Genomic DNA, 26,179 nt, shown 5'->3' with positions numbered 1-26,179 from the left:
TAGCTTTGTTTTTAAACGGAGTTAGCCCCTTTTTAATTTCGTTGATATATCTGAGGTTTGGCTAATATATTTCAGGTGCATTGCGGACATGAAGGACAAAAACTCGGAATCAGGGAAGTTAAATGTCCTTCGGGGCATGTTGGTTGATATAGTTTGGGATTTGGCTGATATACTAGGGGATTGGCTCATATATCCGAGGTTTGACTCATATTTTATAGACTTCGCCAAGCTGTCGTTATATATCCAAGATTTTGAAGTGTCGTATTGGATCTGAGACGTTCATTACAATATGTATAGTGCATCGGTCCAATAGAAATCTGCGTATATTAAGGGCATTAGTAGGAAACCTAAAAAAATATTAGTTTCCTTCTATAGTGGAAAGGCGGCCTATTGTGTCAAATCCAATCGTCAAAACAATCCCGAACTTATTTACCTTAGGAAATTTATTATGCGGCATTTTCTCGATCACCGCAAACATGAACGGCTATTTGCGGCTAGCGGCATTACTAATTTTCCTGGCCGCATTTTTAGATTTGTTTGATGGACGTATCGCAAGAAGGCTGAAAGTGAGTAGCGAGTTGGGGGTAGGACTGGATTCTTTAGCGGATATTATCAGCTTTGGTGTTGCCCCTATATTGATATTTTATACATTAACACCACATTCATGGGTAACGTCATTTGCTTTCATGATTTATCCAACAATGGGGGCACTTAGATTAGCCAGATTTAACGCGAATCCTACCGTTGGTTACTTTGTCGGTATCCCGATTACCCTGGCTGGTCTGATTATGGCATTAATGGGTGCGTTTCAATACAGCAATGCCTATATTACAATCTTCCTTGCTCTTTTAATGGTGAGTCCGATTAGAGTTAGAAAACTTTAGGAAAAATATGTATCAGTTCCCATTATAAAAGTGTTTGCACATTTTTTTTTAAAATAAACCTGCTTCAAAAGCGGCCAGCACTGCTGGGCGGTAAAAAGAAGTGATGCATATAGTTTCCCGGGAAACAACCGAGCAGATGGGCTCTTCGATTGTGTTGGTAATGGTACCAAGAATTACCGCTTCCGATTCTACCTTATTAATGGAATGGTTTCTTGCCCGCTCCAAACTGTTTCAAAGGCGTGAACAGGGTTGCGGGAGGAGACCAAATAGTAAAGAAACAAAAGTTAATAAATCAGGGGATGTAATCTGTTATTTAGAGATTGCAACTAATAGAATGCTAAATAAATTACTTGCAATCCTTTCACAAGCCAGGAATCCCTAGCAACGATGGAAGAATTCTCTTTTTCCGCTCAAGTGTTATCTCAGAATATATAGGAGCTGCAGCCTGCGCTGGCAAAAGCTAAGATGTAAGCAATAGGAAAGGCTGTCGAAATTTCTTCGACAGCCTTATATCTGTTAGCTCAAAACAGCGGTTGTATCATGCTTCACGAAATCAATCTCAAACCCTAAATCCTTAAGCATTTGATGGTCAGCCGTGCTCTCTTGTCCGGCAGTTGTCAGGTAGTTGCCTACAAAGATGGAGTTCGCCGGATAAAGTCCCAGCGGCTGCAGGCTTCTAAGGTTCACTTCTCTTCCTCCAGAAATACGAATCTCCTTTGTCGGGTTGATGTAGCGCATTAGGCAGAGTACCTTTAGACAGTATTTAGGTTCAAGCTCATCGGTTCCTTCAAGAGGAGTTCCGTCAATTGCGTGCAAGAAGTTAACAGGGATGGAGTCGGCATCGAGTGCACGCAAACTTCTTGCCATATCAATGACATCTTGTTTGGTTTCTCTCATGCCTACAATAACACCCGAACAAGGAGAGATCCCAGCTTTTTTAATAAGCTCTACGGTGTTTACCCTGTCTTGGTATGTATGGGAGGTTGTAATGGATTCATGGTGACTTTCAGAAGTGTTGATATTATGGTTATAGCGGTCAACCCCGGCCTCTTTTAGCCTGGCAGCCTGTTCAGGCTTTAAAAGTCCCAGGCAAGCACAAACCTTCAGGTTGTATTTCTCCTTTATTTCCTCTACTGCTGAAACAACGGTGTCGACGTCTTTATTGCTAGGACCTCTTCCGCTGGCGACGATACAATAGGTACCTACGTCAAGGTTATAGGCCTGTTCTGCGCCTTTTAAAATCGAATCCTTGTCAACCATGCGGTATTTTTCGATCGGTGCTGTCGATACACTTGATTGGGAGCAGTAACCGCAGTTTTCCGGGCACAGGCCGGATTTTGTGTTAATAATCATATTTAATTTTACCTTGTTGCCATAATAATGGCGACGTATCGTATAGGCACCCTGAAGCAGCTCTAAAAGCTGTTCATCAGGGCTTTCCAAAATCGATAAAGCCTCTTCATCGGTCAGTTCGTAGCCATCCAAAACTTTACCTGCAAGCTGTTTCCAATCTCCCATTTCAATTGCTCCCTTCTTTTTTAAGCGGCTTTTTTCACATTCCTGAAATTACTTCTCGACAATACCGTTCTCTCCATGCGATGGGCAAAAAATGCTGCGGCTATAGATAGGATGATATCCTTTGGAAGCGGGGCAACCATCCACAACCAGGCCATTTTATAAGAGAATCCTTCTGGCGCACCCGCCCATAAATCATAAGCAAAGTACATCCAGTTCGTTCCGAATAGGTAGTTCACTGCCATCCCTACTAGAGCAGCAATTACATAGCTAGGCAAGCTTCGGTTTCTTTCAACCATTTTTCCAACGATGTATGCTACGAAAATGAAAGAAATGATAAAGCCGAAAGTCGGTTTTACAAGAATCGAGATCCCGCCGGTAAATTGGGCGAATACAGGAGCACCGACCATTCCGACCAACGCGTATACCACCATTGCGATGGCACCAAGCCTGCTTCCAAGAATGGCACCGGCCAAAATGGCAAAGAAGGTTTGTAAAGTAATTGGAACGCCGCCAACTACCAGGAACGATGTATTGGCACCGATAGCCATTAAAGCCACAAACACGGCAACCAGTGTTAGTTCAATTGTTTTCATTTTGCGTTTCATGAAGATGTCTCCTTTAAGAAGTTTTTTATATATTCAGCATAATAGAATGGTAAAAATAATGTCAACTGGTTTTTATGTGAAGTTTACATATAAAACTTATAATTTGTGCCAAGTTAGGAATTTTTAAAAAAAGGGAATAGCCTTCATTTAAAAAGTAAACCTTCCCAGTGATTTCTTTGCCTTTTTATGTCCTTTTATAACAGAAAGTCCTATTTTGTCATGTATTTAGTAAGGTACTGCCCGGGTTATTTTTCGAAATGGGGGAGTTTGACAGAAAACCATGTTCATGGTCTATAAGCTTAATAGAATCGAGGAGTTATTGCCATATGTACACCGTGTAGGATACAAAAACCTGCAATGGTAGGGACTTTGAGTGCAGGGGAATTCTAGCTTGCGTTTGAACCGGAGATCCAACACGCCCAATAGTAGGATGCCAATGCAAAGGATTAAGTTTCTTTACTGCTATGAACGAAATTATGAAACAAATTAAATAAAATAGTTAAAAATAGTTGAAATTAAAAATGTAATCGATTACACTAATATCGTAGTTAAGAGAATAAAAACAACCTAATAATAAGAGTTTTTTTATTCTTCAATGTAATCGATTACAGTAAACAGAAGATTAAAAGCTTTCTAAATTGGGTAATTAGCAAATAAAGTTGCAAATTTTGTGTAATCGATTACACTAACATGAGGTGTTTTAACCAAAAAACACCAAATAAAGACATCTTGTACTTACACCAGGAAGGAAACGGAGGAGCAGAACAATGAAATTTGGCTATCAAACCAATACTTGGGGCGGTGTTGTAGGGCATCCAGCCGGGGTAACTTCAATAAAGGATCTTTATTATCTTGCGAATGGCTCAACAGAAGAAGCCTTAAAAGATATCTCAGAAGCAGGGTACACAGGGTTTGAACTATTCGATGGAAACTTGATGCAATACAAAGATAGAAAAGAAGAATTTAAATCTTTGCTTGAGCAATATTCTTTAGAGTTCATCGGTGTTTACACCGGGGGGAATTTCATCTACCCAGACGTTTTAGTAGAAGAATTGCAAAAAATTGAAGAAGTGGCGGCTCTAGCTTCTGAATTAGGCGCGAGACACCTGGTTATTGGCGGAGGGGCAGTACGTGCCAATGGCATTAAAGAAAGCGATTACGCTGATTTAGCCAACGCCCTCGATAAAGTGGCAGCGATTGCAGAAAAAAATAATCTCATTCCAAGCTATCATCCGCATTTAGGTACGAATGTGGAAGCTCCGGACCAACTGGACAAGCTTATGGCTTTGACAACTATTAATTTATGCCCGGATACGGCTCATATCGAAGCAGGTGGCGGAGATCCTGTAGAGGTTGTTAAAAAGTACGCAGACCGGATTAAATATATCCACTTTAAGGACTTTGCAAATGGTGAATTCTTGCCATTAGGTGAAGGGCACCAAAAATTCGATGAAATGGTAAGGCTGTTAAACGAAAACAATTATGATGATTGGATCACTGTGGAACTTGACAGCTATGCAGATCCTAAAAAAGGTGCAGAAATTAGCCGTAAGTTTTTATTAAAATTTGAGAAATAATTTAAAGAATTTAGAAGCGGTTTAAAATATGAGAAATAAAGCTTACTAGTTTTGTAAGCGATTAAAAAACACTTTGAACATCCATTCAATTTGAGGGGGATATCGAAAATGAAAAAATTAAACGTAGGTATGATTGGCGGAGGATTCATGGGAAAGGCACACTCACTTGCATACGCAGCAATGCCAATGTTCTTTTGGCCTGCTCCTGCTATCCCGCACCGCCACACAGTAGTGGATGTAAAAGAAGAATTAGCCAAGGATGCAGCGGCAAGATTGGGATTTGAACATTACTCCACTGATTGGAGAGAGGTAGTAAACAATCCTGAAATCGATGTTATTGATATTGTAACTCCAAACAATACCCATGCCGAGATTGCGATTGCTGCGGCAAAAGCAGGCAAGCACATCATTTCTGAAAAGCCGTTGGCACTGGGCGCTGCCGAAGCGAAAGAAATGTTAGAGGCAGTTAAGGCTGCAGGCGTTAAACATGCGGTTGCTTTCAACTACAGAAGAACTCCTGCTGTTGCACTCGCGAAAAAATACATTGAAGAAGGAAGAATCGGAAAAATCCTCAGCTTCCGTGGAACATATCTGCAAGATTGGTCTGCTGATCCAAATTCACCGTTATCTTGGCGTTTTCAAAAGAAAATTGCAGGTTCAGGCGCACTAGGCGATATCGGAACACACGTTGTAGATTTTGCACGCTACCTGGTTGGTGAAATTTCAGATGTAAATGCCATGACTAGAACTTGGATTCCGGAAAGACCATTACAAACAGGCGGCATTGATAAGCTCGGTACGGTGAAAAGCAGTGAAGTGGATGTACCGAAAGGCAAAGTCGATGTAGATGATGAGTTCATTACAATGGTCAAGTTTGAAAACGGTGCCATCGGATCCATCGAAGCAACACGTAATGCCTGGGGACGCAATAACTTCCTGACTTTTGAAATCCATGGTGAAAAAGGATCCTTATACTTCAACTATGAGCGCCGTGATGAACTGCAAGTAAGCTTTGCGGATGATCCAAGTGATGCGAAGGGCTTCAGAACCGTTTATACAGGTCCTGCTACTCCATACGGAGAAGCTTTATGGCCAATCCCTGCATTAGGTATCGGATATGGAGAAACAAAAATAATTGAAACGCATGACTTCTTTAAAGCAATCGCAGAAGAAGAAACACAATTTTCACCAAACTTTAATGACGGATACCGTATTGAGCTTATTGCTGATGCGATTCTTGAATCAGCCGAAAAAGGCCAATGGGTAAATATTAACGATTTAGAAAAAAAATAATCCGTTAACGTTTATTATTCTAACGGCTGCTGCCCTGTTGCGGCAGCCTTTATTAAAAAAGCTCCTGCGGCTAATAACATCTTTGTTAAATAACAAAACCGTCGTTTAATTAAGGAGGACAAGGACCATGGAAAAAATTAAAGTTGGTGTAATTGGAACCGGTTTTATAGGGCCTACCCATATTGAAGCCATAAGAAGGCTTGGATTTGTGGAAGTTGTCGGGCTGGCAGCGTCCAGCCTGGAGGCTGCTAAAGAAAAGGCAGCTGAACTGGGCATTCCTAAAGCCTATGCTGATTATCGCGAGATGCTTCAGGATGATGAAATACAAGTGGTGCACAATTGTACACCGAATAACCTTCATTTTGAGATCAATAAAGAAGCCATTTTAGCCGGAAAGCATGTGCTGTCTGAAAAACCGCTGGCTGTGTCCAGTGAAGAATCTGCAGAGCTCCTTGCATTAGCAAAGGAACACAAGGTTGTGCATGGCGTAAATTTTAATTACCGCCAATACCCGATTGTCAAACAGTTAACCGCTATGGTCAAGCATGATCAGCTAGGGAAGGTAAATCTGGTGCACGGCAGTTATTTACAGGATTGGCTTTTATATGAGACTGACTTTAACTGGCGGTTGGCTCCTGAAGCAGGTGGAAAATCACGCGCAATTGCGGATATCGGTTCACACTGGTGTGACACGGTCCAATATGTAACTGGCAAAAAAATTGTCGAAGTTTTCGCTGATTTAGTGACAGTCCTTCCAGTGAGAAAGAAACCAAAATCAAATGTATCGACGTTTGGTGCTCAAAAAGACGAGGCCATGAAATATGAAGATGTTGAGATTAACACAGAAGATTATGCATCGGTTCTTGTCCGTTTTGAAGATGGCTCAAGAGGTGTGTTTACGGTTTCCCAGGTAAGTGCTGGACGCAAAAACAGACTAAGCTTTGAAATCAATGGAAGCAAAAGCTCGGCTTTCTGGAATCAGGAGGAACCAGCTCAACTATGGATCGGACATCGTGATAAACCAAATGAAACCCTTCTTGCTGATCCAGCATTATTCTTGCCTGAAGCACAAAGTGCAATCCACCATCCGGGGGGACACAATGAAGGATGGCCTGATGCCTTGAAAAATGTCATGTTAAATTTCTACTCATTCATTCGCGATGGCAAAGATCCCGAACATGATGAGGCGAATTTTGCTACTTTTGCCGATGGGCATGTATCCATGTGCATTACAGATGCCATCTTAGAAAGCCACGAACAACAAAAATGGGTCAAAGTTCGGAGACACCAGGAGGGGTAATCATGAAATTAGGGGTTTTTACGGTTCTTTATCAAAATCTGCCTTTTGAAGAAATGTTAGATAAACTAGCTGGAATGGGTGTTGAAGCAGTAGAACTTGGTACTGGTAATTATCCAGGAAACAGCCATTGTAATCCTGACGAGCTTTTGGAAAGCCCGGAAAAATTAAAGGCCTTCAAAAAAGCCGTTGAAAGCAGGGGAATGATCATAAGCGGGCTAAGCAATCATGGCAATCCGCTTCATCCGGATAAAAAGGTGGCCGAAGCGGCACATGAAACCTGGCGGAAGACTGTATTGCTGGCGGAACGCTTGGAAATCCCGGTTATAAATGGGTTTTCAGGATGCCCGGGAGATCATGCCCATGCGAAGTTTCCAAACTGGGTGACTTGCTCTTGGCCTCCTGAATATACAGAGGTTTTGGATTGGCAATGGAATGAGGTCGTCATTCCATACTGGAAGGAAGAGGCAAAGTATGCAGAACAGCATGGGATTAAGCAAATTGCCTTTGAAATGCATCCAGGCTTTGTCGTATATAACCCTGAAACGTTATTAAAATTGAGAGAACATGCAGGACCATCCATTGGTGCAAATTTTGATCCGAGCCACCTGTTATGGCAAGGAATCAATCCTGTGGAAGCCATTAAAGCTCTAGGAAAAGAGGAAGCAATCTTCCATTTCCATGCGAAAGATACGTATTTGGACAAGGCGAATATTAGTGTGAATGGCGTATTGGACACTAAACATTACAGTGATGTATTAAATCGTTCCTGGACGTTTAGGTCAGTAGGTTATGGCCAAGATGAAAAGACCTGGAAAGACATCGTGAGCACTCTTCGTGCTGTCGGCTATGACTATGTTATTTCTATTGAGCATGAAGATATGCTGGCTTCCATTGATGAAGGATTGGGAAAGGCTATTTCTTTGTTAAAGGGAGCACTGTTTAAAGAGCAGCTAACCGAAATGTGGTGGGCATAACACACTTCGGTGATTCGATACAGGTACTTTAAACAGGTACCTGTATCGAATCACTGGATGGTACCATCCTTAACTTACATGGACTAACAATGCATCAAGAGAAGTAAACATAAGATTCCGAGGTGACTAAAATGAATGCGATTACAGAACAGCAGCAGGGCAAGGCCGGCCTGCCCGGTAAAATGATTTGGGGCTTTGTTGCAATGCTCATCTTTATGGCGGGTGATGGACTCGAACACGCGTGGCTATCTCCATATTTAATTGAACAGGGATTGACGGTCCAACAGGCAGCAACTCTTTTTACGGCATATGGAGCAGTATTAGCGATCGCTGCTTATTTTTCAGGAGTACTTACAGAAATATGGGGACCAAGAAAGGTTATGCTTATAGGTCTCATCACCTGGCTTGTAGGCCAGATCCTTTTCATTGAACTGGGATTAAAGCAGCATAATTTTGCCGCGATGCTGCCAACCTATGCGCTGCGCGGGATTGGCTATCCTTTCTTTTGTTATTCGTTTTTAGTCTGGGTGACATATCGCAGCCCTCAGCGTATTTTGGCTACAGCAGTGGGCCTGTTCTGGGCTGCATGGAGCGGCGGACTATATGTGGTGGGAAGTTATTTCCCGGCTTTTATGACTGATAAGATTGGGTACATGGGACTTTTATGGAGTGCTGTTGCCTGGGTACTGGTTGGTGGAATTGTTGGACTTTTAGTGGTCGGCAATGAAAAGGTCAGTGAGGATAAGGGTGACGCAAAGGAAAAACTAAAAAGCCTATTAAGCGGATTTACAATTTGTATCGAAAAACCGAAAGTGGCAATTGGCGGGCTGGTCCGTATCATCAATTCAGTCGGTGTAGGGGCCCTTCCGATCTTCTTCCCGATTTATTTAGCTTCTGAATATAAATATTCAACCGGGGAATGGCTGACCATCTGGGGAACCTTTTGGTTTGCGAACATCGTTTTTAATCTGATCATTCCATACATCAGTGACAAATGGTTCGGGTGGCGCAAGACGGTCATGTGGCTTGGCAGTGTTGGCTGCGGTATCATGACACTCGTTCTGTTTTATACACCACACGTTGTTGGCCATAATTTCTGGGCTATGATCTTAGTGGCAATTATCTTTGGAATTGTGCTTTGCGGATTCGTCCCGCTTTCTGCCCTTGTAGCTGCTCTGGCGCCAGAACAAAAAGGTTCTGCCATGGCAATCGTTAGCTTTGGTGCAGGCATGTCTTACTTTATTGCACCAGCACTCGTTGGTTTGTTTATCAACAGTATTGGAGCAGAAGGACTAGCATGGGTATTCTCAATCCTTTACTTTAGCGGTGCTATATTGATGAAATTTATGAAGCTGCCGGAAGAAGAAAAGCAAGCAGAAGGCAAAGAGGTTGTCAACAGGACGGCTAGTGTAAATTAGGACACCCTACTCAAGTATTTTTGAAGCAGTAATTATGATCCTCGATTTTGGCAGTAACTAATAATGAGAACGCTTAACCTTAACGGCTTGCCGTTAAGGTTTTTTTCTATTAAACTTCCATTAGAAAGCCCAGTACCCAATATATCAGGCGAATTTGGGATATATCAGCAAATTCCAGATATATCAGCCAAACGCCGAATATATCAGTAAATTCTAGTATTAGCTGGATTCCAATCCGTTTGGATGAATGCTGCAACAAATCGGCTGAATTTCGGTGAATGATTAGCGATGGTGGACTATCGTTACAGATGGGGTAATCTTTTAATGGAAAAGAGATGACAGGACGAATTCGTCTCTGTTTGCTATTCTCTCATATAGATCTCAGGTAACGGAGCATTCATTAAATCTAAACAATCATCCACTATATAAATAATCTTATTTAGTAGAAATAGTAAATCCTTAACATTAAATTTACAGGCGGTTCCTGCAAACCCAATAGTTAAGGACTCTAATAACTGGCTTATGCTTGGTGCTTGGAACCTTCAGTAAGTAACAAAGATGGAACCACCACCACTTTTATATAACATTGTTTTCCTTAAGGTTATGCATTTTTTGATCATCAAATCCTAGTAATTGTTTGTATATTTCGTCATTGTGTTTACCCATTTTCTCAGGCCCGACATGTTTTACTTTTCCAGGGGTTCGGCTTAGCTTTGGCACAACGCCAGGCATTGGAAACTCGCCTAGCTCCGGGTGTTCTACTGAAATGATCATTTCGCGTTCTTTATAATGCGGATCTTCCACAATATCTTTAGCCGAATAGATGAGGCCTGAGGGTACACCCTTTTCTTCTAATCGCTCCAAGGCTTGTTTGGCTGGAAGAGTTTTAGTCCATTCTTCAATCATCGCATCCAGCATCTTCATATTTGCTGCTCTGGCATGGTGGGTCGCAAAACGGGGATCGTCTGCTAATTCAGGCTGTTCCATCGCTTCACATAGTCTTCTAAATACACCATCAGCATTTGCTCCAATCACGATATATATTCCGTCATTTGTATAATAAATATTAGAAGGCGCTACACCAGGCAGGATATTTCCCATTCTTTCTCTAATATAACCTGCGAGGAGATAATCGGGAACCAGGCTTTCCATAACCGAGAAAACGGACTCATAAAGAGCAGTGTCTACCACTTGTCCTATTCCCGACTTTTCTCTTTCATGCAGTGCCACCAAACATCCAATCGTTGCAAAGAGGGCAGCTAGGGTATCACCTAGGGAAACTCCGATTCTTGATGGCGGGCGATCCTCGAAGCCAGTAACATACCGGATGCCACCCATTGCTTCACCAACGCTGCCAAATCCGGCACGATGCTTGTAAGGTCCAGTCTGGCCAAATCCTGAAGTCCTCACCATTATTAGCTTTGGATTAATTTCTGCCAACGTTTCATAAGAAAGGTTCCATTTTTCCATTGTTCCCGGCCGGAAGTTTTCAATTAGAATATCTGCATCTTTTATCAATTCTTTTAAAATATTTTGTCCTTCTTCAAGGCGTAAATTTAGTGTAATCGACTTCTTATTCCTGGATTGAATTGGCCACCAAAGCCCGACACCTTCTTTTGCCTTTCCCCAATTTCTCATAGGGTCTGCTATATTTGGCGGCTCCACCTTTATAACCTCAGCGCCAAAATCAGCAAGAAGCCTGCCTGAGAAAGGGCCAGCTAAAAGAGTTCCTAATTCAATGGCACGTACTCCTTCTAAAGGAAGTTGTCCTTTTTGTTCCTTATTCATATTTATCCTTCCTTTCAATTATAGAGTAATATTATAGGTTGAATTTTCAGAATTTTATAGTAATAAATTATCACTTTGTATACAATAAATCAAACAAAACTTTTCTTTTTACAAAAATTAAAGATTTTTTATCTGGAATTCGCTAAAATCACATAGGATTTTTAATATTATTGCAATTCAAAATACTATTGTATACAATCAAGGTAGAGGTGTTAAATATGGATCCCTATAAATTCATAAAAGAATCGATTATCCATGGGAGATTTGAACCTGGATTTAGGTTAACCGAGGAATTCCTCGCTAAGGAATTAGGAATAAGCAGGACACCAATTAGAGAAGCCATTAAACAGCTGGAGGCAGAAGACCTCATAACACCTTTAAAACGAGGTGTCATTGTGCGTCAGTTTACCAAAGAAGATATTCGCCAAATTTATGATATCAGATCGCTTTTAGAGGGTTATGCTGCAAGCCAGGCTGCCATCCACCGGACTGATGAGGATATGCAGAGGATGGAAGAAGCGAACCAGCGTTATGGCCAGACCATTGACAGATATCTTAATTCTAATAGCGATAGCATCGATGAAATCGTTACTGTCAATCAGGATTTCCATGAATCAATTGTTGCCGCTTCGAAAAATCAACAGATTTCCTATCACATTTCCAAAGTGGTTGTAGTGCCACTAATATTTCGTTCCTTTTATTGGTATAAACCTTCGCAAATAAGACGCTCCCATGAAACGCATAATGCTGTGCTGGAAGCAATTAAGAGCAAGGATGCTGAAAGAGCCCGGATCGCTCTCCAGGAACATATTTACCAGGGGAGAGACCATGTATTTAAACACCTGGATAGCATAGAATTTCAGTTTTTAACAAAGGAGGAAGCCTAATGATAGAAATATGTGAGGTAGGCCCGCGAGATGGATTGCAAAATGAAGGGAAAATTGTTTCAACTGAGATAAAAGTAGAATTGATCAAGAAATTAATTGATGCAGGACTTAGAAATATTGAAGCTGTTTCGTTTGTAAATCCTAAGGTCGTACCCCAAATGGCTGATGCTGAAGAAGTGATGAAATATGTCCCGAAGAGGAAGGACGTTAGATATGGCGGGCTTGTACTGAGCCGTTCAGGTTTAGAGAGGGCATTAAACTCTGAAGTGGATTTTTTACATGTTGTAACAGCAACAAGCGACCAGTTTAATATGAAAAATGCAAAAAGGACAGTAGAACAAGCCGTTAAGGAACTGACAGCGGTTATTGATGAAGGAGTAAAAGCTGGGAAAGGAGTGGCCGGTGTGCTCGGTACAGCTTTTGGCTGTCCTTTTGAGGGTGAAGTGCCTGAAACAAGGATCCTGCAGGTTGCAGAAGCCTTTTTGAATGCTGGCTGTACTGAAATTACACTTGCTGATACTACTGGGATGGCAAATCCTGTACAGGTTCAGCGAATCGTTTTATTATTTAAAGAAAACTTTGGGTCAAATGTTACGCTTGGGCTTCATTTCCATAATACCCGCGGATTGGGCCTTGCCAATACACTAGCAGGATACCAAGCGGGGGTAAGGCGTTTTGATTCTTCTATTGCCGGGTTAGGAGGCTGTCCATTCGCCCCTAAAGCAGTTGGTAATGTATGTACGGAAGACATGGTAAATATGTTTCATAAAATGGGGGCAGAGACCCAAACCAACCTTGAACTATTAATCAATATTGCTAAGTGGATGGAAATAATCATAGAACGTCCGCTAGATGGTATGCTTATGAAAGCAGGAATATAAATCCATGCAAGAACCGAAAAGAGTCAGCTTAACAAATGTATACATTATAAAATTCTGATAAAACAAGAATTTTATAATGGACCTTTGAATCCGAAAAATCCTCTACATAATTTAACATTCAGATTGTTTTTTGCAATAAATAACCGAATAATAATGTGGAAATAACAAGAAAGTAGTCGGATTATATGATAAGTATTCTAACTATTTTTATTTGTCTAAATTTTCAGTAAAATAGATAGACGAATTGTATACAAAGTGATACAATTTCAAAAAAAAGCAGTTTTTCCTACTTCACCCTTAACTATTCATAAGTAACTTCATAGAGTGGGAAACACCAATAAAACAATACAGGAGGGATTAATAAAGAAAAATGAAAGCGCTATCTATATATAAAAAATAGGAGGGGGTATTTAAATGAGGACAACATTAATCATGAAAAAATTTATGGGTGTGATGCTTGGGTTGCTCTTAATTGTATTAGCTGGCTGTGGCGGTAATGATGCAGCAAGTGGAACTGCTAAAAGTAAAAGCGAAGGTAAAGGGAAAGTTGATGAGATAGAAATTTCCGTAACCCACTATCCTACAGGGCTATATGGCGTCCCTTATAACATTGGGATAGAAAAAGGATTTTTCGAGGAAGAGGGCATTAAGCTAAAAACGATTGTGGGCAGTGCAGGTGGAGGAACAACGGTACGTAATGTACTCTCAGGGGATCTTCCGTTTGGGGATGTTTCTACCTCTGCAGTCCTTCAGTCATACCTAGCTGGTGCACCATTAAAGATTGTAGGCGGCGGAGTACAAAGTGTGAGTGATTTGGTGTACGTAACCCGTAAGGACGACAAGATTAGTAAAATAGAAGACTTAGTTGGAAAGACTTGGGCGTTTACCAATCCGGGCTCTGTATCAGAAACTACCTCACAGCTAGTCTTGGATGAGGCTGGCATTGATCCGAAATCACTAAAAATGGTGGCATCTGGAGGTGTCAGTGAAGGTCTTACGTTACTTAAAGAAGGGGAAGTGGACGCAACATTAATGTTGGAACCAGCTTACTCCGTCCAGAAAAATGATTGGAAAACCTTGTTCCGTGTTTCTGAACACTTATCCAACTACCAGCAGAGCGTTATCATCACTAGTCCACAGGTGATTAAAGAAAATCCGGGACTTGTGAAAAGATTCCTTGCTGCCTACCAAAAATCTGTAGAGTGGGTTTATGCGAACCCTGAAGAAGCTGGAAAGATTTTTGCGAAAAACGCTGAAATTGATGAGGCCGCATCGGTGGCTGCGCTAAAAGACTTGGCACAACAGAAGCATTGGGGAAGCAAAATTGAGGCGGCTTCAATGGAGAATGTAGTAAAGGGAATGCAGCTTGCAAATACCCTCAAGAAAGGACAGGAAATTGTCTGGGAAGAGATATTGGATATGCAATTCCTTCCAGAAGATCAAAGGCTTGATCCATCCGAGCTAAGTACAAATAAATAGTTTCCTCTGCCGTAGCCGCACATGTCCAGCTGTTTGGCGTGGGACGGCTACGGCCTATACCTTCATTCCAGGAGCAAAGGGGCGAGCATAAATGGTTGAACCATTAATGAGAGTGGAGAATTTAACAAAAATTTATTCAAGTGATGCTAAAGAAGTGATTGCGTTACAAAACATTGACTTTACAGTACAACAAGGGGAATTTATTTCTATTGTTGGTCCAAGTGGTTGTGGAAAAACGACCTTATTGGAAATTTTATCTGGACTGCGGCAGCCTACCACGGGTGCTGTAAAAATTAAAGGTGACATTGTGACTGGTCCTCAAAAATCAATAGGAATCGTGTTTCAGGAGGAATCTACCTTTCCTTGGAGGACTGTATTGGAAAACGTTGCCTTCGGACTGCAAATGCAAGGGCGATCCAAGAAGGAGTATAGAGAACAGGCTTATAGGATGATAGAACTTGTCGGTTTAAAAGGGTTTGAAAACTCTTATCCATATGAATTATCAGGAGGAATGAGGCAGCGTGTTGCTATTGCCAGGACCCTGGTTACTCAACCGGAAATTGTCGTTATGGATGAACCATTCGGTGCATTGGATGAGCAGACGCGCTTAATACTGGGTGGAGAGCTGCTGAAAATAGTAGAACAAACAAAAGCCACAGTGGTTCTGGTCACGCATAGCATTCAAGAAGCGGCGCTTTTATCTGATAAAATTGTAGTTTTGTCAGCCAGGCCAGGAAAGGTTAAGCATCTTATCAAAAGTACATTGCCAAAACCTAGGGATGCAGCTGCTTTAACGACCCCAGAATTTGCTGAAATAACACAAAAGCTTTGGTCAAGTCTTGAAGAAGAGTCTTTAATGAAACAACCGGATTATACCAATAAAAATAATCGGGTGGTAGGATAATGAAACGGGATCGGCTTACACAAATTCTTATTATCGTTTCCTTGCTGGTACTCTATGAAGTGAGCACCCGAAGTCAATGGCTTGATTCATTTACGTTTATCCCCTTTTCCACTATGTTCATGAACATGATAGAAAATCTAACTAATCCCGAATATGTTACGAACCATTTTGCGGTAACGGCACTAGAGATTATCACAAGCTTCATAGGTGCCATTCTTTTTGGAATTCTTTTTGGTGTTATTCTATGGCGTTCTGAGTTTGCCCACCATGTTCTCCAGCCGTATTTAATGTTATTCTATGCCATTCCCTTTTTTGCACTTTACCCTATTTTTATTAGTATCCTCGGAATCGGGCCGCTGCCAGTTGTCATGATTGGGTTGTTTTTTTCACTTCCGGCAGTAATCACTAACACAGCCATTGGTTTTCGTGAGATTAGAAAGGTGTTAGTTAAGGTCGGTCGTTCTTGCAATCTTTCATTTCGTCAAATGCTTATACACATTTATTTTCCAGCTGCGTGGCCGTCTATTTTTACAGGGATCAAGCTCGCTGCTGCCTATTCGATTATTGGGGTAATCGCTACTGAATTTATATTATCCTCACGTGGATTAGGCTACACGATTTCGTACGCCTATAACAACTTTGATATGAACGGTATGTATGGTTCGGTGCTTCTGGTAATCATGATCGCACTGATTGTTAATGTGGTGCTTGGATATATAGAATCACGAGCCTATAGAAGGAATTCATGATGTTGTTGTTACTATACATTGAAAGGAGGAGACCTGCTTGAAAGCCAATGCGTCACTTGAAAAGTGGTATACATTTGGGAGATATATGGTCCCGGTTACGATTATCCTGTTATGGGAGATTATTTATTTAATGCTGGGAGAACCCGCAATGGCATCTCCTTGGCAAAGTGTAGTCGAATTGAAAGAAAATGCGAATAATTGGTTGGGTGATATGGGGAATACCGTCCTCACATTGATCATTTCTTTTATCATTGCAGCCATTTTAGGAACTGTTCTTGGCTTTTTTATAGGATTAAGTGCTTTCTGGACCAAAACACTGTCTCCATTAATACTCGGATTATATTCCATCCCAAAGGTAACACTCTATCCTATATTTCTATTAATATTTGGATTAACCATACAGGGAAGGGTAGCTTTTTCGGTTTTTCATGGGGTATTCCCCATCATGATTATCTGCATGGAGGCAACAAGGACGATTCCAGAAATATATTTGAAGCTGGCAAAGTCGTACAAAATGTCTTTCTTGCAAAAAACTAGGCAAATCCTTATTCCTGCCATTATGCCTCAACTAGTAGTAGGTCTTCGTATGTGCTTTAGTCTTTGCTTTTTAGGATTGACTTTGGCTGAAATGTTTGCTTCCTACGAAGGATTGGGGCATCGATTAGTACATTATATGTCCCTAAATCAGCCATCTTCTATACTTGCCATCATTATCTTCATTATTTTTATTGCCTTTTTCTTTACCTTTCTCTTCCTGTTATGGCAAGAAAAAAACGAACAGAAGATTGGCAAGCGGCAGATTAATTTGTCATAGAATGCTGTGAATTGAAGAGGGTAGGGTCCGTCCACCTCTTAGTAAAGACGGCGGGATATTAAGCTATAACAAAGGATAGCAGATTAATGGCTATCCTTATTTTTCTTACAACAGGCAGCAAGACTATAAAGAATTTTTAACTACCATCTTCCAATGAAAAAACTTCTAGGTTATTTGAATTCACACAGGGTAGATATGAAACCGTGGGCCGGAAGTCATCAGCTTAGGAGGTCTGTAGCATGTTTGGTTTTAATGACTTTTGGAAGTTTTTCCTCGCTTTTTTCTTGATCTATCCTGTGGTGACGATCATTCATTTATCGGGCCATTTGTTTTTTGTTACTCTTTTTGGCGGCAAAGAGAAGAAGGTAGTAATCGGGCATGGCAAAAAGCTGTTCAGCTTTTTAAAATTTGAAATCCGCCAGTACTACTTTTGGGCAGGCGGTTGTGAATTCACGATGATTAAATTTAATAATCGGTTAACCAACACTTTTATATTGCTTGGCGGTGCTATTTTCAACGGAATCAGTATTGCAGCTGTCAATATTCTTATTTATATGAGAGTGCTAGAACCAAGTGTTTGGTGGTACCAGTTTGTTTATTTCTCATTTATTGCGCTTTTCTGGTCTATTTTTCCGATGAATTACCCGAGCGGCACTCCTTCTGACGGGAAGGCGGTTTGGCAGCTTTGGAAGGATAAAGTCCAAGGTAAATCCTCGGATGATCTTCTTTGGCGTTCAGATGAAGAGAATGATAGGTAAGGAGATTCATTTGTTGAATCTCTTCTTTTTTTATAAAAAGGGGTTTGCCAGGTCTTCATCACGGGTAAAGATACTTCATAGGATTGTGTTTATTGCTGTGTCGCATCATGAATGAAGCATAGGTTATGTCAGATAATTGGCCAAGAGTTTTGGAAGATAAGTTACATACATTTGTCTTAATTGATTGTCGGTTTGGTTTGATCGATTAATAATTGTGATTCGTGCAACCATATTTCCTGTTTTTGAGATGGGTTCGACTTCATGAAAGCCTCTAATCGTTTCCCTTTCTTTTTCTAATTCACGGAACGATTCTAAAACAGTTCCCTTACCTGTAAGTCCCCGGTGTTAGGGAAAAACTCCGCTAAATTATTTATTTGCCATCCTTTTCAATTCCTGATGAAATACCACAATCCGATGCGTTTTATTCCCAAGAATCTATCATTTTTAATTTACTCTAATTGGGAAATTACCTAAGTAATAGGCACGCACTTCATAGCTACGCAAGTTTTAGGAAAGTAGGCGATTTTTATTGATTACTTTTGAACATGTTGGAAAAAAATATCCGGATGGATTTGTTGCGTTGAAGGATATTGATTTTCACATTGAAGAAGGGGAGCTAGTTGCTTTAATCGGTCCCAGCGGCTCCGGGAAAACTACTACGATGAGGATGATAAATCGGTTAATTGAGCCGACTAGCGGCAGAATCTTAATAAATGGGGAAGACATTTCTAACATTGATCCTGTCCAGCTTCGAAGAAATATCGGTTATGTTATACAGCAGATCGGCCTTTTACCCCATTTGACCATTGAGGAGAATATTACGCTTGTACCTAGATTAAAAGGATGGGATCCGGAACGGTATGAGAGTAAAGTGGATCAACTCCTGAATATGGTCGGTTTAGATCCTGATGAATATAAGACACGTTTTCCTGCCGAATTGAGTGGGGGCCAGCAGCAGCGTGTAGGCGTTATCCGGGCGTTGGCAGCGGAACCTCCGATTATCCTGATGGATGAACCTTTCTCTGCACTAGATCCAATCAGCCGTGAGCAGCTTCAGGATGAGCTGGTGAATCTGCAGGAGGACATTAAGAAAACGATCGTTTTTGTTACCCATGATATGGACGAAGCAATCAAGATCGCTGACAGGATTGCCATTATGAAGGATGGTGAAATCGTACAGTTTGATACACCGGAGAGAATACTCCGCCATCCAAAAAATGAATTCGTGAAAGGTTTTATTGGGGAAGAACGTCTGGAAGCCTGGGATAACTCTCCTCCGGTTGCAGCGGATCTTATGTTGAACAAAGTGGTGACTGCACGTCCAACACGGGGTCTTGCACAGTCCCTTAAAACAATGAAAACCTATAAGGTTGACACCCTGCTTGTAACCAACCAGCAAAACCAACTGCTCGGAATCGCCACCATTGATAATGTGGAACGTTACTATGCGGAGGAAGACAAAACCTTGCAGGAAATTATGGATCGTGATATTCAAACTGTGGAAGCCGACACACCTTATACTGATGTCGCTGAACTCTTTGCAAAAGGGGCCGTCCTTATACCTGTCTTACAAAACGAAAAATTGGTAGGGCTTATTACACGCTCCACCATGATGAGAGGATTGGCAGGAATGAAAATTGCACCACCGGCACCTGTGGAAGGAGACGTAGGAAGAAATGAATAAAGAAAACTTTTTTGTCAATCTTGTGAATACATTCCAAACAAGGTGGCCGGAAATACTTGAAGCACTACAGCAGCACTTATTTTTATCGCTTGTGTCACTTGTGATTGCAACTCTAATCGCTATACCGGTCGGGATTTTTATTGCGAGAAGAAAAAAATTGGCTGAACCAGTGATTGGTGTGGCCTCTATTTTCCAAACCATACCGAGTCTTGCATTATTCGGCTTTTTATTGCCGCTGTTTGGAATTGGGAATATAACAGCCATTATTGCTCTAACTATCTATGCCCTACTGCCAATCCTGCGAAACACCTTCACAGGAATAACCGGTGTCGACCAATCAGCTGTTGAAGCCGGCCGGGGAATGGGAATGACAAAGAACCAGATTTTACGCATGATTGAATTGCCTCTTGCGTTGCCCATCATTATGGCTGGGCTTAGGACAGCGACTGTCTTGACGATTGGTGTTGCTACTTTGGCGGCGTTTATCGGCGCAGGAGGTCTAGGTGATTTAATTTACCGTGGATTATCGACTGCAAGAAACGAACTTGTCCTTGCAGGAGCTATTCCCGCTGCATTCCTAGCTATTGTTATTGATCTTATTTTAAAACGGATCGAAACGGCAACAGACCCTAAGTCCCGAAAGAAAATTTCGTGGAAAAAACTAAGCTTGATCTTTGTGCCAATTGCTGCAGTAGCTTTGTTCATTGGATTGCGAGGAGGAAACACGGAAGACACCATCGTAATTTCTGGGAAAAAATGGACTGAGCAATATATTCTCCCTCATATCATCGCTGAATATGTGAAGGACCAAACAGACTATAATGTAACGGTACAGGAAGGGCTGGGAGAAACTCCTATTATCACCCAGGCGATTCGAAAAGGCGATATTGATATGTTCGTAGAATATACAGGAACAGGCCTAATGACGATCCTTAAAGAAGAGTACAGGCCTGAAGACAGTGCGGATGAAATATACAATAGGGTAAAAAAAGGATATAGCGAACAATACAATTTAGAATGGCTAAAACCATTAGGCTTTGAAAATACCTATGCGCTTGCCCTTAATGCGGAAAGCTTTAAACAGTCGGGTGCAAAAACCATTTCAGAATTTGTTCCAAAAGCATCCGGATTAAGATTTGGAGGACCGACTGATTTTTATGAGCGCGAAGATGGATTTGATGCTTTTGTTAAAACCTATAACATGAGTTTTAGTGAAAAACGCAGCCTTGATCCAAATCTAATGTACTCTGCTGTAAAAGAAGGAGAAGTAGATGCCATTCCTGCTTACACAACCGATGGCAGAATTGTACGTTTCAATCTGAAGGTGCTGGAAGATGATAAAAAATTCTTCCCTCCTTATTATGCAGCACCTGTTGTTCGCGAAGACACATTGAAAAAGTTTCCTAAATTAAAAGAAGTCGTCAATAAACTTGCGGGCCAAATATCTGAGAAGGACATGGCAGAAATGAACGCACGGGTGGATTTGGATAAAGAAGACCCGAGGGAAGTGGCGAGAGAATTTTTAAAGGAAAAGGAATTAATAAAATAAAACGTGAAGGAAAAAATCCAAAGTGCAGGCTAGTGGAATGTCCTTCAACCCAAGGCATATAACCCAAACCCAAAGTTCGTGCAAGTAAATAATATGGAGCAACCTTTCAGCGGATTTAGCTCCTTAAACACGAAAAGAGACTGTCCAAAAAAAGACAGTCTCTTTTACATTTAACTATGCTTCTTCATTCGATCCAATAAAAATCCGCCTTTAAACCGCCGCGGCTCATAAGAAATGATGAATGCTTTTGGCTCAAATTTTTCGACGGTGGAAATCAATTCATCCTCACGGTTTCGTTTTGTCAGGATTTCCATCCGGTATCGGTTGCTATCCCTGCCTTCTCCAACGTAGAGGGTAACACCGAATCCGTTGATCCGCAAAGTATCGATTAGTTCTTTATTTTTATGCTGGGTATTTACTGTCACATTAATATAACCTATCGCGAGCTTCTGCTCAATTTTAGTTCCAAACACGATTCCAATCCCAAACCCGACCGCATAAACGACCATCGCCAAGATGCTTTGGTCACCGCTGAACACTAAGGACAAGCCGAATACATAAATCAGCATTTCAAAAACGCCCATAATGGAAGCAAGAACTGTAATATTTTTGACCAGGAAAATAGTTCGTAATGTTAATAGGGGAACATACGCTAGCTGCAACAATAAGATTAAAAGTATTTCTTTCAATTTGGCACCTCGAAAAATTTATTATTTAATCGTAAACATAAGGAAAATTACCTAGTTTTGACTATTTTGATATACTTGTATAACTACTATAATAATAGTATAAAAACCCGATAATAAATGCAGAAATTGTTTCCAATTAACTTGTGCATTGTTATTATTGCTTTTATACATAAAGGATATCCTCATTTTGATTGGGTATTTTATTAAATATTATACAAGGGGGTGAGGAATTATTGAACATTTTGATTGCCGAGGATGATCCTTCCTCAAGAAAGTTAATAAAACACTTCATTGAGTCTATTCCGAATTACAAGGTTACGGGGGAAGCAGTTAACGGAGAAGAACTAATACGCCGGATCGTGACAGATAGGCCTGATGTGGCCCTGGTTGACATCGGAATGCCGCTTTTAAACGGAATGGAAGCGATCAAATCCTGCAAGGAGCTCTTTCCGGATTTGCAGGTCATTTTCATTACAGGCAATGATGAATATGCGCTGGAGGCCTTTGATGTCAGCGCCATCGACTATATCCTCAAACCCATTGAGAGAACCCGGTTGTATGCCGCTCTTGAAAGGGCTGGCCAAGTATTAAATAAAAATTATGAAAATGAAGCGGTAAGCCATAAAAACTTGATGATTAAGCAGCAAAATAGTATTACGTTTATCCCGTTCGAAGAAATATATTTCATCGAGAGAACCGACAGAAAGTCCCTCATTCATACTATTCATAATAAAATAGAAGCAAAAGAAGCTTTAACATCTCTTGAAAAGTTACTAGATACAAGATTTATGGCATCGCACAGATCTTATATCATCAATCTGGATTACTTATCAAAAATAGAAGCCTGCGGGCAAATGTATATAGCATATTTCAAAAATTATCGGGAAACTGCTAAGATCTCAAAGCATAAACTGAGTGAATTGCAATATTATAAGTCAATATAAAGGTAATACCTGTAGTTTTGAACGTCCTACTTTCTCAGGGGGAGAGCCCCCAACTACCGAGGTTATCAAGGCTGTCGACAAAGTCGGCAGCCGTTTTATTTTTTCACAATGGAGAAAAGTTTGCCTAGCCCCCATGACATTATGACCCTGGATTTCAGGATTATTTTAAAAAAATTTGTAAATTTTTGCATGATAGGTCTTTTTTTATGCTCAAAAGGACTATTTTAAGGATTGAAACCAAGAATATTATGTCTTAAAGGGATTGGACAATTTTTGAAAATATTCATATATTCCTATTAAACCACTTGGACGGTTAGGTAGAAAATCCTAGTGATTACTTGAAAGGAGTGGGTGATGTTATGGACAAAACAGCTGTAGCTGGAACATTAGAAGACCACATTCACCACCATTATCAATCACTATGGGATTTAAGAGAATGGGGCATATATGGGTACGAAGCTCTGCTGCGTCATGAATATTTCGAAAATCCTGAACACTTTTTTTCCTATGCCCGAAAGAATAATTGTTTATCTACGCTTGATACGATTTCCATTTTACAAGCTATTGAATCTTTACCTTTTCTGCGAGATAAAAAATTGTTTGTAAATGTGTTTCCTTCTACCGTAATTAACCATGATTTTTTAACGTTTATAGAGTCTGTCAAAAAGGGGAATCCCAATATTGTCCGCCAGGTCGTTTTTGAATTAAATGAATCATATGCTGAGGAGGAAATCTGGCACATTCCCCAATTAAAAAACATGGTGGAAAGGATCAAGAATCAAGGCTTTTTAATTGCTATGGATGATGTCGGGAAAGGTGCTGCTTCCTTACAAAAAATCATAGAGTTCAAGCCGGATTATATAAAGCTGGACCGTTATTTTTCGACGGAACTCTCAAAAAACCTTGAGAAGCAAGCGATGGTATCTTTCCTGGTAAACTATTGCAAATCGTTTGGAATTGAAGTGGTTTTGGAAGGAATCGAGACACCGGTAGACCTTGCTATGGCAAAGGTCCTCAAGGTCCGGTTCGGACAGGGGTACGTATTGGAGAGACCTATGCCGTTAGAAGCAATGAAACAGAGTGGGCAATGAAAACAATCGTAGAATTTAGCAAAAAGGTGAGACATTTGAGAAAGAATTGGACAGAAGTAGAAATTGAATTTCTTAAAGAACAGGTAGGTATCATGAAGCTTTCAACCATTGCAAGACAGCTGGGACGTACCGAGCAGGCGTTGTTGAGCAAAATGAAGCGGATTGGCATTTCTAATACAAAGGCACAGACCGGATATTTAACAACCTATGAACTAGCCAAAGCTTTGAAGGTGGATCCTGCTACTGTTAGAGGCTGGATTTCAAGGCATGGACTAAATTGTACTAAAAAAATAACAAGAACAACAAAAAAGTTTTACTTAATTCATCCTGAAGATTTTTGGCAGTGGGCCGAAGTAAATAGAGAGAAGCTGGACTTTTCAAAAATCGAATACCAATCGATCATTCCCGAACCTTGCTGGGTGGCAGGAGAAAGAAAAAAAGAAAAAACGGCAAATTATAAGGCATGGAGCATTAAGGAAGAAGAAAAGCTGTTAGTCCTGTTTTCGGAAGGATACTCCGCCAAGGAAGTTGCCGGTCGGCTTAATCGTTCTATTGTTAGTGTGCAACGCAAATACGGTAGGCTGAAGGATTCACAGAATATTGGTTTTCTTTAATAAGGAGATGTATGATGAGCAAGCAAAAAAGGAAATTAACATTAAAGCTAGGTGCAAAGATCAATTTGATGGTTTTATCCATCCTGGTCTTTTTATCTATAACAGTAGGTGCTGCCCTCGTTCAGCAAATTGGGTCAGGCATCAAACAATTTGCCGTAGAAAAAGCAAAAGGTGATTTGGGTCTGGCTTACCGGTATATGAATAACAAATATCCTGGTGACTGGGCTATCAAAGATGGGCAATTATACAAAGGGTCTGCTCTAATGAACGGCAACTTTGAAGCTGTTGATAAGATCGGGAGTGACACGGGAGATACTGTAACTATTTTCCAACAGGATACAAGGGTTTCTACCAATGTTATGGTAAATGGGGAGCGGGCAATCGGAACAAAAATCTCGCCAGAGGTTGGAAGCCGTGTATTAAAGGATGGGGAGAATTTTTACGGCGACGCCGATGTAGCTGGAAAGCACTATCAAACGGCATATATGCCTTTAAAGGACATAAGTGGAAAAACAATAGGTATATTTTATGTAGGGGCATCGGATAAAATTGTTCAGAGCATCACCTCCGCAATCTTAAAGACATTCCTATACACCCTAGTTATCGTCATCATTATTTCTTGTTTGGTTATTTTCTGGTTTACGCGAAACTTAAAAAAGAGACTAACAACGATTTCAGATGCTCTCGTTCATGCGGGAAATGGAGATTTCACCATTGAAGTGGCCGATAAAAATGGAGATGAATTAAGCGATCTTGCATCCAGCTATAATCTAATGAAAGACAATATCCGGAATATGATTCATGCGATATATGAAACATCAGAGCATGTTGCTGCGACAGCACAGGAATTATCAGCCGGGGCTGAACAAACCAGCAAGGCCACAGAACAAATTACCGAAGCAATCCAGGAAGTGGCGAATGGCGCGGAAAGCCAGACTGAAAACGTAGAAGAAACTTCCCTGTCTGTAGCGGAGGTTACGAAAGGAATCGAAAAAATTGCCGCAAATGCTTCTGCTGTATCAGAGGCAGGCTCCCTTGTAAACGGCAAGGCATCCCAGGGAGGCGAACATATAGGCTCGACAGCCAGGCAAATTCATGCGATTCAGCAATCCGTCCAAGTAAGCAGTGAAGTACTTAGCCTGCTGGAAAGAAGATCCCGGGAAATCGGAGAAATAACGCAGGTGATTACGGGTATCGCCAATCAAACGAATCTACTGGCTTTAAACGCTGCGATAGAAGCTGCCCGTGCTGGAGAGAACGGGAAGGGTTTTGCAGTTGTTGCTGATGAAGTGCGGAAACTTGCTGAACAATCCCAAGCTTCTTCTTCCCAGATTGCTGATCTGATTAAAGAAATCCAATCAGACATGCAACGTTCAACAGCGTCGATTGGCCAAGTGCAATCGGATGTGGAAGAGGGATTGGTTGTCATCGGGAAAACGGAAAAAAGCTTTCAGGAAATTATGCTATCTTTGGTAAATATACAGGGGCAGGTTGATGAGATGGCTTCTACTTCCCTGCACATCTCCAAAAGTGCACAGGAGGTATCTACTGCTGTAGCAGGAATCTCGGAAATATCGAGGGAAACATCCGGCCATTCACAAAGTGTAGCTGCCTCCACACAAGAACAGCTTGCCTCCATGGAAGAAATCACAGCCTCTGCCAGTTCATTGACCCAAAGAGCTGTAGACTTGCAAGAGATGTTAAGTAAATTTAAAGTATAGGAAATAATGATTTATATATGGACCAATGAAGAAGAGGCCGTCTGACATGCCTCTTCTT

Annotated in this window: 24 protein-coding genes; 20 read left to right on the top strand and 4 right to left on the bottom strand. The window is 41.0% G+C overall.

Going from position 1 to position 26,179, the window contains the following annotated elements; translation table 11 throughout:
• Window positions 1-392: 392 nt before the first annotated feature.
• Both pssA and CUU64_RS09625 read left to right on the top strand, forming a co-directional pair.
• The gene (gene pssA / locus CUU64_RS09630) at window positions 393-884 is read left to right on the top strand and encodes a CDP-diacylglycerol--serine O-phosphatidyltransferase (protein WP_101633391.1); all 492 of its coding nucleotides are present in this window, start codon (window positions 393-395) and stop codon (window positions 882-884) included.
• A gap of 100 nt (window positions 885-984) precedes the next feature.
• A complete protein-coding gene (locus CUU64_RS09625) occupies window positions 985-1,266 on the top strand; it encodes a hypothetical protein (protein ID WP_101633390.1) in 282 nt (93 codons plus the stop codon).
• 134 nt (window positions 1,267-1,400) lie between these two features.
• Here the strand turns inward: CUU64_RS09625 and bioB are convergent, their stop codons facing one another.
• Together bioB and CUU64_RS09615 are read right to left on the bottom strand one after the other, a co-directional pair.
• Entirely contained in the window at window positions 1,401-2,402 is a 1,002-nt protein-coding gene (gene bioB, locus CUU64_RS09620) for a biotin synthase BioB (RefSeq protein ID WP_101633389.1), read from the bottom strand.
• Between the two features lie 20 nt (window positions 2,403-2,422).
• Window positions 2,423-3,007: a biotin transporter BioY gene (locus CUU64_RS09615; RefSeq protein WP_101633388.1), complete on the bottom strand. Its 585-nt coding sequence runs from the start codon at window positions 3,005-3,007 to the stop codon at window positions 2,423-2,425.
• Between the two features lie 767 nt (window positions 3,008-3,774).
• On the opposite strand from CUU64_RS09615, the gene CUU64_RS09610 reads away from it, so the two are divergent.
• From CUU64_RS09610 to CUU64_RS09590, 5 genes are all read left to right on the top strand, one after another.
• A complete protein-coding gene (locus tag CUU64_RS09610) occupies window positions 3,775-4,584 on the top strand; it encodes a sugar phosphate isomerase/epimerase family protein (RefSeq protein ID WP_101633387.1) in 810 nt (269 codons plus the stop codon).
• A gap of 108 nt (window positions 4,585-4,692) precedes the next feature.
• Window positions 4,693-5,877: a levoglucosan dehydrogenase gene (locus tag CUU64_RS09605; RefSeq protein WP_101633386.1), complete on the top strand. Its 1,185-nt coding sequence runs from the start codon at window positions 4,693-4,695 to the stop codon at window positions 5,875-5,877.
• Between the two features lie 127 nt (window positions 5,878-6,004).
• On the top strand, window positions 6,005-7,177 hold the full coding sequence (locus tag CUU64_RS09600) for a Gfo/Idh/MocA family protein (protein WP_101633385.1): 1,173 nt from the start codon (window positions 6,005-6,007) through the stop codon (window positions 7,175-7,177).
• A gap of 2 nt (window positions 7,178-7,179) precedes the next feature.
• Window positions 7,180-8,151, top strand: coding sequence for a sugar phosphate isomerase/epimerase family protein (locus CUU64_RS09595; RefSeq protein WP_101633384.1), 972 nt, complete (start codon window positions 7,180-7,182; stop codon window positions 8,149-8,151).
• Window positions 8,152-8,282: 131 nt separating this feature from the next.
• Entirely contained in the window at window positions 8,283-9,569 is a 1,287-nt protein-coding gene (locus CUU64_RS09590; RefSeq protein ID WP_101633383.1) for an MFS transporter, read from the top strand.
• A gap of 576 nt (window positions 9,570-10,145) precedes the next feature.
• On the opposite strand, the gene CUU64_RS09585 is transcribed toward CUU64_RS09590, so the two are convergent.
• Complete coding sequence (locus tag CUU64_RS09585) at window positions 10,146-11,357, bottom strand: CaiB/BaiF CoA transferase family protein (RefSeq protein ID WP_101633382.1); 1,212 nt, start codon at window positions 11,355-11,357, stop codon at window positions 10,146-10,148.
• A 218-nt stretch (window positions 11,358-11,575) separates the two neighbouring features.
• Here CUU64_RS09585 and CUU64_RS09580 point away from each other — a divergent pair, with 218 nt between their 5' ends.
• From CUU64_RS09580 to CUU64_RS09540, 9 genes are all read left to right on the top strand, one after another.
• The gene (locus CUU64_RS09580; protein WP_101633381.1) at window positions 11,576-12,244 is read left to right on the top strand and encodes a GntR family transcriptional regulator; all 669 of its coding nucleotides are present in this window, start codon (window positions 11,576-11,578) and stop codon (window positions 12,242-12,244) included.
• Window positions 12,244-13,125 carry a hydroxymethylglutaryl-CoA lyase gene (locus tag CUU64_RS09575; RefSeq protein ID WP_101633380.1) on the top strand — a complete coding sequence of 294 codons (882 nt, stop codon included), beginning with the start codon at window positions 12,244-12,246 and terminating at the stop codon, window positions 13,123-13,125. Before CUU64_RS09580 ends, CUU64_RS09575 begins: the two co-directional genes overlap by 1 nt.
• A 414-nt stretch (window positions 13,126-13,539) precedes the next feature.
• A complete protein-coding gene (locus CUU64_RS09570) occupies window positions 13,540-14,604 on the top strand; it encodes an ABC transporter substrate-binding protein (RefSeq protein WP_101633379.1) in 1,065 nt (354 codons plus the stop codon).
• A 91-nt stretch (window positions 14,605-14,695) separates the two neighbouring features.
• Window positions 14,696-15,508 (top strand): ABC transporter ATP-binding protein, encoded by an 813-nt coding sequence (locus CUU64_RS09565; protein ID WP_101633378.1) that lies wholly within the window; start codon window positions 14,696-14,698, stop codon window positions 15,506-15,508.
• On the top strand, window positions 15,508-16,257 hold the full coding sequence (locus CUU64_RS09560) for an ABC transporter permease (RefSeq protein WP_101633377.1): 750 nt from the start codon (window positions 15,508-15,510) through the stop codon (window positions 16,255-16,257). The genes CUU64_RS09565 and CUU64_RS09560 overlap by 1 nt, the downstream gene beginning before the upstream one ends.
• A gap of 37 nt (window positions 16,258-16,294) precedes the next feature.
• Window positions 16,295-17,071: an ABC transporter permease gene (locus CUU64_RS09555; protein ID WP_101633376.1), complete on the top strand. Its 777-nt coding sequence runs from the start codon at window positions 16,295-16,297 to the stop codon at window positions 17,069-17,071.
• A 239-nt stretch (window positions 17,072-17,310) separates the two neighbouring features.
• Complete coding sequence (locus CUU64_RS09550; RefSeq protein ID WP_101633374.1) at window positions 17,311-17,829, top strand: hypothetical protein; 519 nt, start codon at window positions 17,311-17,313, stop codon at window positions 17,827-17,829.
• A gap of 529 nt (window positions 17,830-18,358) precedes the next feature.
• Window positions 18,359-19,513 carry an ABC transporter ATP-binding protein gene (locus CUU64_RS09545; protein WP_101633373.1) on the top strand — a complete coding sequence of 385 codons (1,155 nt, stop codon included), beginning with the start codon at window positions 18,359-18,361 and terminating at the stop codon, window positions 19,511-19,513.
• The gene (locus tag CUU64_RS09540) at window positions 19,506-21,062 is read left to right on the top strand and encodes a glycine betaine ABC transporter substrate-binding protein (protein ID WP_101633372.1); all 1,557 of its coding nucleotides are present in this window, start codon (window positions 19,506-19,508) and stop codon (window positions 21,060-21,062) included. The genes CUU64_RS09545 and CUU64_RS09540 overlap by 8 nt, the downstream gene beginning before the upstream one ends.
• 170 nt (window positions 21,063-21,232) lie before the next feature.
• Here the strand turns inward: CUU64_RS09540 and CUU64_RS09535 are convergent, their stop codons facing one another.
• Window positions 21,233-21,751, bottom strand: coding sequence for a DUF2179 domain-containing protein (locus tag CUU64_RS09535; protein ID WP_101633371.1), 519 nt, complete (start codon window positions 21,749-21,751; stop codon window positions 21,233-21,235).
• A gap of 233 nt (window positions 21,752-21,984) precedes the next feature.
• Here CUU64_RS09535 and CUU64_RS09530 point away from each other — a divergent pair, with 233 nt between their 5' ends.
• The 4 genes from CUU64_RS09530 to CUU64_RS23335 all read left to right on the top strand — a co-directional run bounded on the left by CUU64_RS09530 (window position 21,985) and on the right by CUU64_RS23335 (window position 26,121).
• Window positions 21,985-22,695, top strand: coding sequence for a LytR/AlgR family response regulator transcription factor (locus tag CUU64_RS09530; protein ID WP_101633370.1), 711 nt, complete (start codon window positions 21,985-21,987; stop codon window positions 22,693-22,695).
• Window positions 22,696-23,054: 359 nt separating this feature from the next.
• The gene (locus CUU64_RS09525) at window positions 23,055-23,786 is read left to right on the top strand and encodes an EAL domain-containing protein (protein WP_101633365.1); all 732 of its coding nucleotides are present in this window, start codon (window positions 23,055-23,057) and stop codon (window positions 23,784-23,786) included.
• A gap of 35 nt (window positions 23,787-23,821) precedes the next feature.
• The gene (locus tag CUU64_RS09520; protein WP_142383608.1) at window positions 23,822-24,400 is read left to right on the top strand and encodes a helix-turn-helix domain-containing protein; all 579 of its coding nucleotides are present in this window, start codon (window positions 23,822-23,824) and stop codon (window positions 24,398-24,400) included.
• Between the two features lie 14 nt (window positions 24,401-24,414).
• Entirely contained in the window at window positions 24,415-26,121 is a 1,707-nt protein-coding gene (locus tag CUU64_RS23335; RefSeq protein ID WP_101633363.1) for a methyl-accepting chemotaxis protein, read from the top strand.
• Window positions 26,122-26,179: the final 58 nt, after the last annotated feature.

This window comes from Bacillus sp. V5-8f, from assembly GCF_002863565.1.
GTDB lineage: Bacteria > Bacillota > Bacilli > Bacillales > DSM-1321 > Peribacillus.
The sequence above is the reverse complement of the archived record's forward strand: the minus strand, read 5'-3'. Positions and strand labels throughout refer to the sequence as shown.

Coding starts and splice junctions, on each gene's coding strand:
- CUU64_RS09610 (WP_101633387.1), top strand. CDS start 3,775: ATGAAATTTGGCTATCAAACCAATACTTGGGGCGGTGTTGTAGGGCAT.
- CUU64_RS09600 (WP_101633385.1), top strand. CDS start 6,005: ATGGAAAAAATTAAAGTTGGTGTAATTGGAACCGGTTTTATAGGGCCT.
- CUU64_RS09605 (WP_101633386.1), top strand. CDS start 4,693: ATGAAAAAATTAAACGTAGGTATGATTGGCGGAGGATTCATGGGAAAG.
- bioB (WP_101633389.1), bottom strand. CDS start 2,402: ATGGGAGATTGGAAACAGCTTGCAGGTAAAGTTTTGGATGGCTACGAA.
- CUU64_RS09540 (WP_101633372.1), top strand. CDS start 19,506: ATGAATAAAGAAAACTTTTTTGTCAATCTTGTGAATACATTCCAAACA.
- CUU64_RS09585 (WP_101633382.1), bottom strand. CDS start 11,357: ATGAATAAGGAACAAAAAGGACAACTTCCTTTAGAAGGAGTACGTGCC.
- CUU64_RS09560 (WP_101633377.1), top strand. CDS start 15,508: ATGAAACGGGATCGGCTTACACAAATTCTTATTATCGTTTCCTTGCTG.
- CUU64_RS09575 (WP_101633380.1), top strand. CDS start 12,244: ATGATAGAAATATGTGAGGTAGGCCCGCGAGATGGATTGCAAAATGAA.
- CUU64_RS09580 (WP_101633381.1), top strand. CDS start 11,576: ATGGATCCCTATAAATTCATAAAAGAATCGATTATCCATGGGAGATTT.
- CUU64_RS09595 (WP_101633384.1), top strand. CDS start 7,180: ATGAAATTAGGGGTTTTTACGGTTCTTTATCAAAATCTGCCTTTTGAA.
- CUU64_RS09565 (WP_101633378.1), top strand. CDS start 14,696: ATGGTTGAACCATTAATGAGAGTGGAGAATTTAACAAAAATTTATTCA.
- CUU64_RS09615 (WP_101633388.1), bottom strand. CDS start 3,007: ATGAAACGCAAAATGAAAACAATTGAACTAACACTGGTTGCCGTGTTT.
- CUU64_RS09570 (WP_101633379.1), top strand. CDS start 13,540: ATGAGGACAACATTAATCATGAAAAAATTTATGGGTGTGATGCTTGGG.
- CUU64_RS09550 (WP_101633374.1), top strand. CDS start 17,311: ATGTTTGGTTTTAATGACTTTTGGAAGTTTTTCCTCGCTTTTTTCTTG.
- CUU64_RS23335 (WP_101633363.1), top strand. CDS start 24,415: ATGAGCAAGCAAAAAAGGAAATTAACATTAAAGCTAGGTGCAAAGATC.
- CUU64_RS09525 (WP_101633365.1), top strand. CDS start 23,055: ATGGACAAAACAGCTGTAGCTGGAACATTAGAAGACCACATTCACCAC.
- CUU64_RS09590 (WP_101633383.1), top strand. CDS start 8,283: ATGAATGCGATTACAGAACAGCAGCAGGGCAAGGCCGGCCTGCCCGGT.